Here is a 14,451-nt window from a genome sequence, read left to right as displayed (position 1 = left end):
GCTCACGCGAAGTGGCGCACCGTCCAGGCCCGGTCGGAGCGGGCGTTCTTGTGAAAGCCCATCTCCAGCAGGGTCTTCCACGGACCTTCGCATGAGTAGGATCCCCGCGTGAGCACACGGCGCTCGTACTCCTCCTGCGCACGAACCGTGACCCCGACCAGCTCTGCAGCGGAGATTCCGGCCCCGCCGGCGAACGCGGCCAGGCGCGACCGACGATCGGGCGGCTCGGGAAATCCACGGGCCCGGGCTCGATCGTCGTCCATGAACGGCACGGTGAACCACGCCAGATGACCGGTGTCGTACCAGGGGTCGCCGGGGCCCGCGAAGTCCCAGTCCAGCACTCCGACGACCTCGGGCCCATCCCCCCACAGCAGGTTCCACGGGCCCAGGTCGCCATGCTGCATCGTCTCTCCGGACCTCGGCGCGCCCTCCGCGAACTGCCATCGCGCGTCGACAGGGCACGAGTAGGTCGCCAGCACAGACCGCAGACGGGAGGTCAGCCGGCCTAGTTGCCTGGCACCTTCCTCCGTCAGGATCTCGGGGACGAACGGCCAGCCCGGGTCGCGGCCCTCGACGTAGCCGAGGACTTCACGGCCCGCGGAGTCGAGGCCGAGCGGCTCTGGTGCCAGGTCGTACCCCCTCGCGCGGAGGTCTCGCAAGAGATCGTGCACAGAGTTGGTCCATCCGCCCGCCGGACGCCGCACGGTGTCCCCGACACGGACAAGCTTCCGGTCCTGAAGTCCGGCACCGAAGAGGGGGACCTCCTGCTCGTGGTCGGCCATGTCCGTACCTTCACCTGTCACCAGTCGCCCCCGCAACTCGCCAGTCTCCTGTGTCACGGCACCTGGCGCCGCGTCGCCGTTCACCGGACGTGGCGGGATCTAGTGGGAGCCGGCGGCATCGAGGGCGGTGGCGATGGGTTCGAGGTCCGCGACGAGCTGGTCGAGTTCGCTCGGCTGGAGGATGTCGTACGGCGGTGCGGCGAGGTCGTCGGTGAGCGCCTCGATCCGCTCCTTCGTCGCCTGGCCCGCGTCGCTCAGCCAGCCGGACTCGTCGACGAGGCCGCGGGCACGCATCCCGTCCACGACCGCGGCGAGCTGGGCCGCGGGGAGGTGGTGGACCCTGCCGAACTTCTCCGCGGGCATGCCTTCGGACAGCGCGCCGAGCACGTGAGCCTCCGTACCGCCGATGCCCGCCGCGACCAGCGCGGCGTTGTGACCGTCCCCGCGGTGCTCGCGGAGCAGGGTGGCCGCGTGCCAGAGGCGGGCGACGGGTTCCTCGGGTACGGGAAGCGCCCGGAGGCCGGCGTACAGAGGCCGGCCAACCGTCGGGGCACTCGCCGCGGCCCTGGTGGCGAGGTCGGCAGCTCGCGCGACGCCGGGGCCGTCGGCGAGGTCACCGAGGATCCGCCTCAGCGCCGCGACGCAGCCCTGCTCACGAGCGGCGAGGGCCGCCTCGGGAGTGGTCTTGCTCCAGACGCGGGGGATGTGCCGGGCCACCTCGCCGTCGGCGAAGTTGTAGAAGACCGCGTGCACCACCTCGGCCGGGGCCCGGCCGAGCGGCGCGGACCTCGCGGCAAAGTACCCGTCCCAGTAGTTCCGAAGACCGAGCGCCATGAGCGCGTCGGTCGGCTCCTGACAGAAGTACGCGACCAGATGGATCGGTTCCACGAGTTGGTGCATCTGGCGGGCGGTGGGCTTCACGGGTGTCTCCTCTGTCGAGCGCGGTCACCGAGTCGACCGCTTCACCCCTGCTACGAACGCCTCGACATCGATCCGACACCCCCGCGCGGAGATTTTCGAGGATCTCTTCGTACGCCTGTGGCCGCTGTCAGCCGAGCTCCTCGGCCAACGCGACGATGATCCCCTCGGGGCCGCGGACGTAGCAGAGCCGGTAGCTGTCGTCGTACTGCACCACCTCACCGACGAGTTCGGCGCCGTGGGCTCGCAGGCCGGCGACCGTGGCGTCGAGATCGTCGACGGCGAACATGACGCTCCGTAGACCCAGCGTGTTTCCCAGCGCGTTCTTCGGCTCGGGGGTGACCACCGGCGGGCTGTGGAACTTCGTCAACTCGAGCTTGCCGTGACCGTCCGGGGTCCGCATCATCGCGATGTCGACTCGTACGCCGTCGAGCCCGTTGAGCCGGTCCACCGAAGGTCCCTCGATCGGCGCCTCGCCCTCGACTTCCATACCGAGTTCGAGGAAGAACGCCTTGGCAGCCTCGAGATCGTCGACGACGACGCTCACGTGGTCCATCCGCTGGATCGCCATGGTGGTTCTCCTTCTCCTTCGCGCGGCCCGTCGTGGCCACCGGTGTACCAGGGACGGAGCCGGTGCCCCATGCTCGACACCCGGGCCCTGACGACTTCCGATGCTCACCAAGCTGGCGTACGGCCGGGATCTCGTCGGCGTGCTGCGCCGAGGTGAGCAGGTGCTGACCGGCCGGGGACCGAGCAGAGCCATCCCCTGTCGCCCGCTTTGCCCGGACCCGACCGTCGGAGGCGCTGCGGGGGACGAGGCCTCCGGTGAACGCAGCCGGTGGCGACGTCGGCGCGGTGTTCTACGCTCGCTCGTACGCGCGCGGACCGGTGCCGTTCCTCGCCCGTTTCGTCCTGCTTCCCGCCGGCCCGAAGGACGCCATGACATCGACCATCGCCGCACCGACGCCGTCAAGGGTCCGCGCCGCCACGGCGGCGACCTATGCCGCGTTCATCGGCTCGGGCTTCGCGTTCGCCAGCTGGGCCTCCCGGATCCCACAGGTCCGCGACCGCCTCGAGCTGGACTCGGCCGCGCTCGGCCTGGTGCTGCTCGCGATCGCCGCTGGTTCGCTGCTGGCACTGCCGTTGTCCGGTCCGGTCGTCACCCGGATCGGCTCGGCCCGCACCGTCATGGCGATGGCCATCCTGCTCGGCGTCGGCCTGACCACGGCGGCACTCGGGTCGTTCATCGGCGTCGTGCCGGTGGTGATCGGGTTGTTCCTGCTCGGCTTCGCCAACGGCGCGTGGGACGTGGCGATGAACGTCCAGGGCACGGTCGTGGAACGCCACCTGGGCAAGTCGATCATGTCCCGCTTCCACGCCGGGTTCAGCCTCGGCACCGTCGCCGGCGCACTGGTCGGTGCGGCCATGGTGGCGCTGCACGTGGAGGTGGCCGTGCACCTGGCCGCGGTCGCGGTGCTGGTGGTGATGCCCGTGGTGTGGTTCACGCGGCGGTTCGTCCCCGACGACGACGGGACCGAGCACGACGGGACCGGTCACGGCGGGACCGAGCAGTCGCAGCGTGGCGGCGCGCTGACCGCGTGGCGTGAGCCGCGTACCCTGCTCATCGGGCTCTTCGTTCTCACCTTCGCCTTCGCCGAGGGCGTCGGCAACGACTGGATCAGCGTCGCCGCGATCGACGGCCACCACGTGTCGGCCGCGCTGGGGACGCTTGCCTTCGCCGGCTTCCTCTCCGCCATGACCGCCGGCCGCTGGTTCGGGCCCGGGCTGCTGGACCGGTACGGCCGCGTCCGCGTGGTCCGCACCATCGCCCTGGTCGGCATCGTCGGCGTGGCCGTGTTCGTCTTCGCGCCCGTGCCCGGCCTGGCCTACGTCGGCGCCCTGCTGTGGGGCCTCGGCGCCTCCCTCGGCTTCCCGGTCGGCATGAGCGCCGGCGGGGACGACCCGCGCCGGGCCGCCGCCCGGGTCAGCGTCATCGCCTCGATCGGCTACTGCGCGTTCCTCGCCGGCCCACCCGCCATCGGCTTCCTGGGCCACCAGATCACCGTGCTGCGTGCCCTGGTGGTCGTTGCCGTACTCCTCGGCCTGGCTGTCCTCATCGCCACCAGCGTTCGTCCCCTGCAGGCCGTCCAGCCGACGCCCGACGAGACCACCGACCGGGCAGCCTGAATCGAACGAGCGGGCGTCGATCGGGTTGGCCCCGGAAGGACCGGCGTTCACTTCCGGGGCTTGAAGACGACCTCGCGGGGTGCTCCCTGGGGGACTCGTACGGCGCGCCAGGTGTAGGTCCTCCCGCTGGAGGATCCGGTGATGAACCGGTCGCCCCGCAAGTCCCCAGGCCGGTCGGCGACGAAGGTGTAGGCACGGTGTCCGTTCACAGTGAGCTGGTGCCCCAGGCCGGGAAGGTCGATGGTGGCGATCCGGACGCCCAGCGTGCCCGGATCGACCAGGCCGCCGAGGTTCACGAGTACCGGATGCCACACGGACGTGCACGAGCCGGTGCAGACGGGGTTCGCCGGGTTCGGCGGGCTGTTGTTGACGTAGATGCTGAGGCCGCCGCTGGTGGTCAGGATGCGGCTGTAACCCTTGACCTCACGAGTCTTCACCGCCGCGGGCTGGACCGAGGCGGTGTACGCGGGCAGTGCGCTCGGGACCCATCCGGCCGGTTCGCCGCGCTTGGGTGGCGGATCTCCCTGGCAGCCGGTGAGCAGCGCCGCCGCGGTCACCGAGGCCATGACCGTGCCTGTGGCGAGGCGTACGACGCTCCGGCTCCGGCGCGGTGCGGATCGTCCTTGCAGGGACCGCGCTCTGTTCATCGTTGCGACTCCCTGCTCAGGGCAGTAGCTGGATCGTTGCCGGGGCGGTCGGCGGGACCACGACCACCGACCAGGTGTAGACGTCGCCGCTGGCGCTGCCGGTCAGGAAGTGCTGGCCGCCGGTCTGGCCGGGCAGCCTGTTGACCACGAACGTGCAGATGCGGTGTCCGTTCGTGGTGAGCTGGTGCAGCCCGCCGGGCAGCGGCAGGGTGCCGAAGGTTTCCGGCACTCCGGGGACCTTGGACCTGACGCACGCCGACCCGACCACCAGGGGACGCCAGATGTTCGTACAGACGCCCTTGCAGCGTGGGACCACCTGGGACCCCTGAGCTCACCAGCACTCCCTGTCGGCCCGCGGGAGGTTCCGGCAACCGGTCACCGCGGCGGTCACTACGGCGATCAGCGCGGCCAGCAGCCCCCAGCGAGCCGCCGCTCCTTGACGTCGCACTGGTCATCCCCCGTTCCGACGTGACCTCTACCCCGGCTCCCAGATCGGCAACACGGCGGGGAGCGGGAGCCTCACCTGGGCGCGAGCGCGCACGGTGCCTGTGCACGCCGAGCTGGTGCTGGTCCGTCAGGTAGTTCCTGGTGCCGCGGATCGCCGCATCGTGGACCTCGGACGGCGCACTAGCCTGGTGCGGTGGTCACCAGAGAGCGGGACGGACGCACCTGGCGGATCGGAACCGGCGCCGACGTCGCGTGGATCGCGCGCGGCACCTTTGTGAGCCGAACCATCACTGCCGCCATCCCGCCGGTGTTCGAGGCGTACGCCACCGTGCTGCTGCCGGAGGACGCCGAGGAGCAGGAGGTACGCGACCGCGCCCTGGTCTCGCTGTTGCGCCGGCAGTCGCCGGACCAGCCATGGTGGCTGGGTTACCTCGACACCGGCGCCGACGACATCGTTTTCCCCGACGTACGCAAGGTGACCTTGTACACGGGCTGGCCGTACGTGCTGGTGGAGGCCGGGCCGGAGCAGGCGGCGACCTGGCGGCACGAGAGAACCGCGTCGTTCTGGCGGGGCTCGTTGCCCAACCTGATGTTTCCCGCGGACCACTCCTGGCTGGTGTCGACGATGTGGGACGACGACTGGACCTGCGTCGGCGGGCCCGCCGACCTCGTGGACCGGCTCGTACGCCACCCCGTCCTGCGCGGCAGGCCCGTGACTCTGCACCAGGACGCCGCCCCGCCGGGGCGGCCGTTGTGACCGTGGACTGGCTGGCCGACACCCGTACTTCCTACGACACCGTGGCGGTCAGCTATGCCGAGCGGGTACGCACCGCCCTGGCCGGCGAGCCGTACCTGAGGGCCGGTCTGGGGGTGTTCGCCGAACTCGTGCGTGGTGCCGCCGCCGGTGACGGCCCGGTCGCGGACGTGGGCTGCGGGCCGGGACACGTGACCGCCCACCTGCACACGCTGGGCGTCGACGCGTTCGGTGTCGACCTGTCGCCGGCGATGGTCGACGTGGCCCGCCGCGACCATCCCGGCCTGCGGTTCGCGGTGGGCTCGATGACCGACCTTCCCCTCGCCGACTCCTCGGTCGCCGGCCTGGTGGCGTTCTGGTCGTTGATCCACGTCCCCGACGAGGCGGTGCCGACCGTGCTCGGACACTTCCGGCGTGTGCTACGACCCGGCGGGCCGCTGCTGCTCGGCTTCCACGTCGGCGACGGGTCGAGGTTGAAGACGGAAGGCTACGGCGGCCACCCGATGAGGGTCCACGTACACCGGCGTCGACCGGAGCAGGTGGCGGGTTGGCTGCGGGACGCCGGGTTCGCGGTCTCGGCCGAACTCCTGATCGACCCCGACGGGAGCCTGCCTGGTGCGTTGCTCTTCGCCGGCCGCGGCGACGGCTAACCCGAATCGCTTTGCCGCGTCGGGCCCATCACGAAAAGGGTGTTGCCGGCCGGGTCGATCACGTTGAACGTTCGGGCACCCCAGGACTCGTTCTGCGGCGGGCCGCCGATCCGGACCCGTCGGCCCCACTCCTCGTAGTAGGCGTCGGCGTCGTCGACCTCCAGGGAGACACAGGCCTCCCGGCCGTGGCCGGACATCGGGGCGTCGATCGTGAGGCGGAGCGTTCCGCGTTCCAGCCCAAGCAGGCCGGTCGTACCGTCGTCGGACACCTCGAACGTGACGGTGAACCCCAGCCCGTCGACGTAGAAGTCACGGGCAGTGTGCAGGTCGTCCGCCGGCAGGATCGGGATGGCACGCTCCATGGGCAGCAGACGATACGCCGGAGGTTGCCGACGTGACCAGCCCTCGCGGGCCGGCCGGGTTCGTTCGCCCGTCGGGCAGGCGGGTCAGTCGGTGAGCGGGTGCACCATCAGCTGCGGGTGGTGCTGGAAGCCGGCGCGTTCGTAGACCGGGACCGCGCGACTGCCGGAGTGGACGGTGACCCGGCTGCAGCCGCGCTCGCGGCCCAGGTCGACAAGTGTGCGTACGACCATCGAACCGACGCCCTGGTTGCGGAACTCCGGCTGGACGTACACCGACTGGATGTCGCCGGTACGCCGGTCCATCGCGCCCGGGACGGGCACCCGACCGGCCAGCGCGAGGAACCCCATCCCGACGACTCGCTGCCCGTCGACGGCGACCGCCGCCAGGAAGTCGTCGCGCCGTTCCCACCACGCCGTGAAGCCACGGACGTAATCGCCGAGGCCCTCGTCAGGCTCCAGCCGGCGCTCGAAGTGATCTCGCCAGCGCAGCTTCGCCAGCTCGGCGATGTCGGCGGATGTCGATTCCCTGATCTCGATGGCCACGGCCAGACTCTATGAGTTCCCTACGATGGTGCGATGCGCAGGCAACAGCTCACGGCGCGACTGATGACGCTCGCCCAGTTCGGGCATGCTCATTGGTTCTTCGGGAACGTGTACGAAGCCGTGGTCAGGATTCCGGACCGGCTGGCCGCCGAGGCCGGATGCGGCCATGCGCGTTCGCCGCTTGCTCCCGGGAGCCCGCTGCGCTACTACGTTCCCGTCCTTCCAGCAACGTTCCCGGTCGCGCTCGCCGCGCTCTGGTCGGGTTGGGACGATTGTCCCGAAGGGCGCCGGTGGCTTGTCGTCGCAGCCTCCTGCTCAGTCTCCGGCGCCGCGGTGACAGCTGTTCTCGTACACCTCAACCTCAGGTTGTTCTTCACCGCCGAGCAGGTCCCGGCCGCAGAACGCGAGGAGTTGCTGCGGACCTGGTATCGCCTGAACGCCGTCCGGCTCGTCGCTGCCGCCGGTGCCTGGATCGCCGCCCGGCAGGCAGCAGCCCACATCGCCCGCTAGCGAAAGGCGGAACAGCATGGAGGGGCACGAACGCCGGATTCGACGCGGCTGTGGCCGGCAAGGTTGACTGTTACGTTCCCTCACGGGGCGGTCGTCAAGAGTTCCTTGACGAGGTAGGACGTGTCCTGTGGCCCGGTGCTCCCTGCTGCCGGTGAGCTAGTCGTACCGAACGAACAGGAAGCACGTGACGCACTGGCTTCCGACCCACAGCACCAGCGGGCCGCGGCCAGGTTCCGGTCACTCGAACCGCTGGACACGTTCTGCGGTGAACGCGGTTACGTGCACTGGTCCACGCCCGAGTCGCTGCGGGAGGAGCTCGCCGACTCTCCGGCGTTCGAGATCGAGGAGGTACGGGAGGACGCGCCGGGCGGCTTCCTTCGACTGGTCGCCCTGCGGCGACATCAGAGCGGAACGGGCCAGGGTGGCGCCGGCCGCATTCCTCGCCGGGTGTTGCCCGACGAGGAATGCGGCGTGGCGTCGGCTGGGGACCCGCACACCCGAGGCCCGCGTCGAATCCCGACAGCCCTACGCCCACTCGGTTTCGACGTCACCGGAGATGTACGTGCCGTGCTCCTCGCCCTTGCAGATCCCGGCCATCACACCGGCCCGGTCGATGTCGAACACGTGCAGGGGAAGCTTCTGGTCACGGGCGAGGATGAAGGCGGCCTGGTCCATCACCCGCAGGCCCTGCGCCAGCACCCGGTCGTAGCTGATCGAACGGTAGCGACGGGCGTCCCTGTTGACGTTCGGGTCGCTCTCGTACACCCCGTCGGCACCGTGCTTGGCCACCAGGATCGCGTCCGCGTCGATCTCGGCGGCACGCTGGACGGACGGGTAGTCGGTGGTGACGTAGGGCTGGCCGATGCCACAGGCAAGTACGACGATCTTTCCCTTGGCCAGGTGGTTGAGTGCACGAAGCCGGATGTACGGCTCGGCGACGGAGTTGATCGGGATGGCGGTCATCACGCGTACGTCGTAGTCGCTCAGAGCGGTGATCTTGCCCCGCAGGAGAATCGCGTTGATCAGCGTGCTCAGCATGCCGATGCTGTCGGCCTCCACCCGGTCGATGCCCCACTCGTCGGCGGAGCTCCCGCGGAAGACGTTGCCGCCGCCGACGACGATGGCGACCTGGAGGCCGAGGTCACGCGCGCGCAGGACCTCCCGTGCGAGGTGGTCGAGCGCGTCCGCACTGAACCCGGAGTTGTGCGCGCCCGCCACGGCCTGGCCGCTGAGTTTGATCAGGATGCGTCCGTACCGCGACATGCATGCGTCCCCTCGTCTGCGCCGCGACCGGGTGCCGCGGCGCCCCGCACTCTACTGGTGCGTACGTCGGGAGCCCGCGCAGTCGTTGCCCAGGCTCACCGGGTGTCAACGGTCCCCGCGTGGCGACTACGCACGGTCACCGTCGAGCTGGCATAGCTGGCGTTCAGCACTCCTCTGTACCGCGGGTGACCAGGGCGGGTTCATGAGCCTGGGCCCACCTAGGGTCGACTCGATTTCCCTTGTGGACAACGGATTCCTTGTCGGTGGTTGCCGGTAGGGTTCGAACATGTCTTCGAGCTTCCAGGTGTCTTCCGGTGTTGGGGGTGGCGGTAGGCCGCCGCATCCGTTGCTGGATGCCTTGGGCATGGTCACCGCCGGCAACGACGTGGTGTTGTCGACGTCTGTGGTGTCGTTGACGGCCGAGCAGGCCGGGCAGGCGCTGGAGGTACTGGGCCGGGAGATCGCCCGGCTGCAGGCGGCCCAGCTGAAGGTCGTCCGCCAGGCCGAGGCCTGTGACGTCGGCAAGCTCACCGGGGCGCCGAACGCCACCGTCTATCTTCGGACGGCTCTGCGGATGAGCAAGCACGAGTCCTCTGCCACCGTCGGCCTCGCGCGCGACCTGGACAAAGCGGTCCCGTCGACCGGGGACGCGCTCGCCGCCGGGAACGTGTCGGTGCGGCAGGCGCAGGTCATCGCCGATGCGGTCAAGAAGCTCCCCGACTACGTGGGTCCGGAGGAACGGGTCGAGGCGGAGGGGTTCCTGATCGGCAAGGCCCGGTTCCACAACCCCGACGAGCTGCGGGTGCTGGGTACGAAGCTTCTGGAACGGATCGCGCCGGAGGAGTACTACCGGCAACTGGGCGAGGAACTTGCCAGGAAGGACCGCACAGCAGAACAGAAACGCTCCCTGCGCTACTCCCCGAACGGGGTTCCGCAGTCGGAGTCGGTACACATCAGCCTCCCGGCGTGGGAGATGGAACTGCTCCGCAAACTGATCGAACCCCTCGCCGAACCCGTCAAGGGGGCAGACCCAGACAGGCGGCCGATCGACCAGCGCCGAGGCGACGCGTTCGCCGAACTCATCGGCATGCTGGCCGCTGCGGCGCAGGCGCCCGTCCGTGGCGGCAGACCACCACAGGTCGCGGTCACCATCCCACTCGACACCCTCCTGAAGGGCACGGGTGCGGGGACGGTCGACGACACCGCAACTGTCGTCCGTCCCAGGCCGTGCACCTGCCCCTGCACCGACCCCAAGCACGCCAAACAGAGCACCAAGAAGCCCGCCAACACCGAAGAGCCGACATCAACGGAAGCCGGAGGTCAGGAGGAAGGCCAAGTAGGTAAGGAGAAACGACCATCGTCCGGCACCGGCGCGCTCGCGGACGGGATACCACCACCGCGAGAACCCGGCCACCACCCACAACCACACACCGATCCCGAATCGGGGGCCACTACGGGAAGGGTTCCGGCAAGCGGACCGGAGCCGGCTACCGGACCGGATCCGGAAGGTACCGCCGACCCGGCAGCCGGGCCGGAAGCTGACGCCGCCCCCGAGGGTGCGGCGGAGCCGGAGGCTGCCGTCGACCCGCATGACGGGTGCCCGACGTGTGGAGGTGGCGGGTCAGCCCGCTACCTCGGCGTCGACGGCAAACCGATCTCGGTCGCGACCGTGCGCCGGCTCGCCTGCGAGGCCGACCTCATCCCAGTCGTCCTCGGCGGCGACGGGCAGGTGCTCGACCTCGGCCGCTCCGACCGCTTCTTCAAAGAACACCAACGCCGCGCACTGGCCATCCGCGACGGACACCACTGCAACTTCCCCGGCTGCCAGATCCCCGAACCACGCTGCGTCACCCACCACATGACCGCCTGGGACCACGGCGGCCCGACAGACCTCGCCAACGGCGTACTCCTGTGCCGCCACCACCACACCACCATCCACCACAAAGGCTGGCAAGTCCGCATGGGCACCCACGGCCACCCCGAATACGTACCGCCCGAGTGGTCGGATCCGAAGCGAAGAGTGCTCCGCACATGACAGCTGACCGAGCGGTCGCCGACACCCGCTGGGCCCTCGAGCTCCTACCGCACGCGGTGGGCCAGTACGCGGGTGAAGCCGAGCAGGTCACCTCCGTCGGCTCGCAGCATCCGAGCGTCCGGCTCGTGTCCTCGTCCAACCAGCTCACAGGCATCCAGCCAGCGCAGCCAGTCCTCCCAGCCGCCGGGCACCATGTCGGCGACGTCGACCTCGACCAGACCGGTCCGCTCCCAGTGCCGGCGCCACCAGTCCGGGCCCAGCCAGGTGCACATGTCGGGTCCCCAGCGCTCGGCGAGGTACGCCGGGAGGTCCGGCCCCGGGTCGCGGCGAAGGCCCGGCGCGACGATGCCGAGCGAGCCGCCCGGCCGGAGGAACTCCACGCAGTACGGAAGGTAGAGCGCGTCGGTCCCGAAGTAGTGGTATGCGTCAAGGCTGACGATCGCGTCGAAGAAGCCGTCCGCGAACGGCAGAGTGCGCGCGTCGGCGTGGACCGGATGCACGCGGCCGGCCACGCCTGCCTGCTGGATGCGTTCCCAGTTCTCCGTGGGCTCGACCCACAGGTCCACCGCCCACACCTGCACGTCGTACTCACGTGCCAGGAAGATCGAGGTGAGCGCTGTGCCGCAGCCCAGGTCCAGCACCCGCATGCCCGGCCGAAGCAGCATCACCTGTGTCAACGCCTCCGCGGCCCACAGCGGGTGCGGCCCCATCAGGTTGTCGACGACCCAGAGCTGGTCGTAGGTGGACGAACGCGGATAGCGCTCCACCGTGAGTACCCGTCGCAGTTGTTCCTCGGTGCCCAGGTCCTTGGTATCCGACATGCGCCGAAGGTGCCACCGGGATCGACGGTCCACAACAGGTTTCCCGCCGCCCGCGCCGTGAACTCGTTGTGCCCACCACCGTCCTGCAGGCAGCACCGGGCGACTGCGCGCCGGGGTCCGTACCCGGCGGGACGACGCGGCCGGCCGCTGCACAACGGAACACGCGCCGTGGCCGGCCGGCGTTGTCAACTTCCCTTTGACGCCCCACCTTCTCCGAGCCGAGCGGGCCGGACGGAAAGCACTGTCGGAGCCCTCACCGACGTCGGTAGGGTCTGCCTCCATGCCGGCAACCCGATCCGTCGACCTGCTCGCCACGGAAGTGGGCGTTCTCTGGGACCGTGATGCCCGCGGACGGCTGAGGCAGGCACACCACGTGGTCCTCGGCGTCGCCGAGGACGGCCAGCTGCTGGCGGTCGGGGAGGACGTGCCCGACGACGTGGCCGACGCCATGGCCGATGCGCTCGAGGCCGCCGCCGAACGCCGGCACAGGTACGCCGAGCCCGACCGGCCACCGGAGGTTCTCGCGTACTGCCGGGAACGCATCGTCAGCGCGCTCGGGCCGGTCCTGACCTCGGGCGGGCCGAGCTACCTGGTCCCGCGCGAAGGGCTGCCGAACACCGACGGGCGTACGTACGACGCTCAGTTCGCCGGCGACGAGGGCGACAACGACAACAAGGGTGGCGACAACGACGCGGCGAGCGTACGGATCGTGCGGTCCGACGACGAGGCAGAGACCAGAGACGGCCTGCGCGCGGCGAACCCCGACACCTGGTCCGGCGACGAGTGGGCCGACCTGATCGCCGGGCGGCTCGGCCCGTGGGCGATCGCGACCCGCGCCTCCCGGGTCCTCGCCGTCGCGCACACCCCGGTGGCCGACGCCAGGGGCGCCGAGGCCGGGGTGTGGACCCACCCGGACGCGCGGGGCCGCGGGCTCGCCGCCACGGTCACCGCGCACTGGGCGAGGCTGGTCAGGGACGCGGGACGGCTGCCGTTCTACAGCACCTCGTCGGACAACCTCTCCTCCCAGCGGGTGGCGAGCCGCCTCGCGCTGCGCCCGATCGGCTGGTTGTGGAAGCTCTCCGCACCGGACCGTCTCGGCTTGCACGCGCATCGGCCGTGGCTACCCGACTGAGATCTTCCCAGAGCAGAGGCGCCTCCCGAGAACCGAGGCCCCTCCCAGAGCCAGAGCTCTCTTCGAGAACCGGGCTCCCCCGCCAACCCGAAATCCCCGTGACGACCGGGGTCCCCGCCACAATGGACCCATGTCCGAGGCAAACCTCCGGCCTCACCCAGCCGCAAAGCCGTCCGCGTCCGGTCGCAGGCGCGCACTGCTGACATGTGGGGTCGCCGGGCCGATCGTGTTCGTCGTGGCGTTCCTCGTCGAGGGCGCGACCCGCGCCGGTTACAGCGCGCTGCGGCACCCGGTGAGTTCGCTGGCGCTCGGGGAGTACGGCTGGACCCAACGTGCGAACTTCCTCGTCACCGGCTGCCTCCTGCTCGCCTTCGCGGTCGGATCCCGGCCGGCGCTGCGGCAGGCATATGGTGCCGGTCGCTGGGGCCCCGGCCTGCTCGGCGCGGTCGCGGTGGGGCTGCTCGGCGCCGGGATCTTCGCCACGGACCCGGTGGGCGACTACCCACCCGGCACTGCGGTGCCCGCCCCGCAGACGACCACCGGAACCCTGCACGACACGTTCTCGGCGCTGGTCTTCCTCGGTCTGCCGGTGGCCTGCTGCGTGGTCGGCTACCGGTTCGCGCGCACAGGCCACCGGGGTGAGGCGGCGTACTCGGTGGCGACGGCCGTGCTGTTCCTGGCCCTGTTCTTCCTCACCAGTGCGGGCTTCTCCCAGCAGACCGCGCTGGCGCCCGTCGGCGGACTGTTCCAGCGGCTCACGCTGGTGGTGGGGATGGGCTGGATCGGGTGGCTGGCGCTTCATCTGCTGCACACCAGGGAGGACGACGGCAATCAAGGCCGGCTTGACATCGAGTGACCGGCCGGCGAAAGTCCGCCCGTCAGTCGTGCGGTGGGGACGGCGCCGGTGCGGGTCGGCGCACCTTCCTGACCTCTCGGCAATACTTCGCAAATGGAACTCGATCCGATCGTGCACGAGTACGTCCTGCGGTGCGGGCCCGAACGCGCCTTCGAGGTCTACACCGGCGACCTGGCCGCGTGGTGGCATCCGAGCTACACGATGAACGCCGAGACGCTGACCGGCGTCACGATGGAACCTCAGGTGGGCGGCCGGGTGTTCGAGTCGCACCGTGACGGCGAGGAGTACGACTGGGGCCGGGTGACGGTGTGGGAGCCGGGCCACAGGCTCGCGTACACCTCGACTCTCGCGCAGCCGTCAGGTCACCCCAGCGAGATCACCGTGGAGTTCACCCCGCACGACGGTGGCTGCCGGATGCGCTTCCAGCACGGTGGGTGGAACGCCGACAACGCCGCCGAACGCTCGAAGTTCACCGAGTGGCCGAACATCCTGGACCGCTTCGCCGCCCTCGCCGACGGGGCACCGGCAACCTGATCTCGGCCCG

17 protein-coding genes are annotated in these 14,451 nt (G+C 70.3%); 8 read left to right on the top strand and 9 right to left on the bottom strand.

All coding sequences use genetic code 11. The features are described from left to right. Positions 1-2 precede the first annotated feature (2 nt). The 3 genes from BLU27_RS06555 to BLU27_RS06545 all read right to left on the bottom strand — a co-directional run bounded on the left by BLU27_RS06555 (position 3) and on the right by BLU27_RS06545 (position 2,271). A complete protein-coding gene (locus BLU27_RS06555; protein WP_092651573.1) occupies positions 3-782 on the bottom strand; it encodes a phosphotransferase family protein in 780 nt (259 codons plus the stop codon). Between the two features lie 99 nt (positions 783-881). Then, positions 882-1,703 carry an SCO6745 family protein gene (locus BLU27_RS06550; RefSeq protein WP_197681708.1) on the bottom strand — a complete coding sequence of 274 codons (822 nt, stop codon included), beginning with the start codon at positions 1,701-1,703 and terminating at the stop codon, positions 882-884. Between the two features lie 127 nt (positions 1,704-1,830). Next, a complete protein-coding gene (locus BLU27_RS06545) occupies positions 1,831-2,271 on the bottom strand; it encodes a VOC family protein (protein ID WP_092651571.1) in 441 nt (146 codons plus the stop codon). A 254-nt stretch (positions 2,272-2,525) separates the two neighbouring features. Here BLU27_RS06545 and BLU27_RS06540 point away from each other — a divergent pair, with 254 nt between their 5' ends. Next, complete coding sequence (locus tag BLU27_RS06540; protein ID WP_197681707.1) at positions 2,526-3,887, top strand: MFS transporter; 1,362 nt, start codon at positions 2,526-2,528, stop codon at positions 3,885-3,887. Between the two features lie 47 nt (positions 3,888-3,934). Here the strand turns inward: BLU27_RS06540 and BLU27_RS06535 are convergent, their stop codons facing one another. Beyond that, on the bottom strand, positions 3,935-4,534 hold the full coding sequence (locus BLU27_RS06535) for a COG4315 family predicted lipoprotein (protein WP_157728273.1): 600 nt from the start codon (positions 4,532-4,534) through the stop codon (positions 3,935-3,937). A 16-nt stretch (positions 4,535-4,550) separates the two neighbouring features. Then, positions 4,551-4,763, bottom strand: a complete 213-nt coding sequence (locus tag BLU27_RS06530; protein WP_092651567.1) for a hypothetical protein — start codon at positions 4,761-4,763, stop codon at positions 4,551-4,553. 411 nt (positions 4,764-5,174) lie between these two features. On the opposite strand from BLU27_RS06530, the gene BLU27_RS29795 reads away from it, so the two are divergent. Further along, entirely contained in the window at positions 5,175-5,738 is a 564-nt protein-coding gene (locus BLU27_RS29795; RefSeq protein WP_197681706.1) for an SH3 domain-containing protein, read from the top strand. Continuing rightward, positions 5,735-6,385, top strand: coding sequence for a class I SAM-dependent methyltransferase (locus BLU27_RS06520; RefSeq protein WP_092651565.1), 651 nt, complete (start codon positions 5,735-5,737; stop codon positions 6,383-6,385). The genes BLU27_RS29795 and BLU27_RS06520 overlap by 4 nt, the downstream gene beginning before the upstream one ends. Here BLU27_RS06520 and BLU27_RS06515 read toward each other — a convergent pair. Together BLU27_RS06515 and BLU27_RS06510 are read right to left on the bottom strand one after the other, a co-directional pair. Continuing rightward, a complete protein-coding gene (locus BLU27_RS06515; RefSeq protein ID WP_092651563.1) occupies positions 6,382-6,747 on the bottom strand; it encodes a glyoxalase superfamily protein in 366 nt (121 codons plus the stop codon). The genes BLU27_RS06520 and BLU27_RS06515 overlap by 4 nt on opposite strands. An 84-nt stretch (positions 6,748-6,831) precedes the next feature. Further along, the gene (locus BLU27_RS06510) at positions 6,832-7,290 is read right to left on the bottom strand and encodes a GNAT family N-acetyltransferase (protein ID WP_157728272.1); all 459 of its coding nucleotides are present in this window, start codon (positions 7,288-7,290) and stop codon (positions 6,832-6,834) included. A gap of 33 nt (positions 7,291-7,323) precedes the next feature. On the opposite strand from BLU27_RS06510, the gene BLU27_RS06505 reads away from it, so the two are divergent. After that, entirely contained in the window at positions 7,324-7,800 is a 477-nt protein-coding gene (locus BLU27_RS06505; protein ID WP_092651559.1) for an anthrone oxygenase family protein, read from the top strand. 525 nt (positions 7,801-8,325) lie between these two features. On the opposite strand, the gene pyrH is transcribed toward BLU27_RS06505, so the two are convergent. After that, entirely contained in the window at positions 8,326-9,063 is a 738-nt protein-coding gene (gene pyrH, locus BLU27_RS06500; protein ID WP_092651557.1) for a UMP kinase, read from the bottom strand. A 286-nt stretch (positions 9,064-9,349) separates the two neighbouring features. On the opposite strand from pyrH, the gene BLU27_RS06495 reads away from it, so the two are divergent. Further along, positions 9,350-11,098 carry a DUF222 domain-containing protein gene (locus BLU27_RS06495; protein ID WP_092651555.1) on the top strand — a complete coding sequence of 583 codons (1,749 nt, stop codon included), beginning with the start codon at positions 9,350-9,352 and terminating at the stop codon, positions 11,096-11,098. A gap of 44 nt (positions 11,099-11,142) precedes the next feature. On the opposite strand, the gene BLU27_RS06490 is transcribed toward BLU27_RS06495, so the two are convergent. Then, on the bottom strand, positions 11,143-11,919 hold the full coding sequence (locus BLU27_RS06490) for an SAM-dependent methyltransferase (RefSeq protein ID WP_092651553.1): 777 nt from the start codon (positions 11,917-11,919) through the stop codon (positions 11,143-11,145). A 280-nt stretch (positions 11,920-12,199) separates the two neighbouring features. Between BLU27_RS06490 and BLU27_RS06485 the strand changes: the two genes are divergently transcribed. The 3 genes from BLU27_RS06485 to BLU27_RS06475 all read left to right on the top strand — a co-directional run bounded on the left by BLU27_RS06485 (position 12,200) and on the right by BLU27_RS06475 (position 14,441). Then, positions 12,200-13,051, top strand: coding sequence for a GNAT family N-acetyltransferase (locus tag BLU27_RS06485; protein ID WP_092651551.1), 852 nt, complete (start codon positions 12,200-12,202; stop codon positions 13,049-13,051). 130 nt (positions 13,052-13,181) lie between these two features. Further along, the gene (locus tag BLU27_RS06480; protein WP_092651549.1) at positions 13,182-13,907 is read left to right on the top strand and encodes a DUF998 domain-containing protein; all 726 of its coding nucleotides are present in this window, start codon (positions 13,182-13,184) and stop codon (positions 13,905-13,907) included. Positions 13,908-14,000: 93 nt separating this feature from the next. Next, positions 14,001-14,441, top strand: a complete 441-nt coding sequence (locus BLU27_RS06475; protein WP_092651547.1) for an SRPBCC domain-containing protein — start codon at positions 14,001-14,003, stop codon at positions 14,439-14,441. The last annotated feature ends 10 nt before the right edge of the window (positions 14,442-14,451 follow it).

Origin of the sequence: Actinopolymorpha singaporensis (assembly GCF_900104745.1) — a bacterium.
GTDB lineage: Bacteria > Actinomycetota > Actinomycetes > Propionibacteriales > Actinopolymorphaceae > Actinopolymorpha > Actinopolymorpha singaporensis.
Note: the sequence above shows the minus strand (reverse complement) of the source record. Positions and strands in the feature narration are given on the sequence as shown.